Annotated in this window: 1 tRNA gene; it reads right to left on the reverse strand. The window is 43.0% G+C overall.

Going from position 1 to position 251, the window contains the following annotated elements:
- Positions 1 to 70, reverse strand: a tRNA-Gly gene (locus tag SAY88_RS25365).
- Positions 71 to 251 lie beyond the last annotated feature (181 nt).

The following is a 251-nucleotide window of genomic DNA, read 5'->3' on the forward strand; positions in this document are numbered from 1 at the left end:
GCGGGTGATGAGAATCGAACTCACGACATCAGCTTGGAAGGCTGAGGTTTTACCACTAAACTACACCCGCATATTAAATCATTATATATCACAAATTTCAATAACGCACTATCATGTCTCTTCCTCTTCTAGTAACTCTTAGAAGCTAATGCGTCGAGACAACTCGCAGCTTATTCGGCAGATGGTTTGCTCGTGGCTGAGGTTTTACCACTAAACTACACCCGCATATTAAACTCATGGTCGGGAAGACA

It is taken from the genome of Halalkalibacter flavus (assembly GCF_036663575.1).
In the GTDB taxonomy this organism is placed as follows: Bacteria; Bacillota; Bacilli; order Bacillales; family Bacillaceae_D; genus Halalkalibacter; species Halalkalibacter flavus.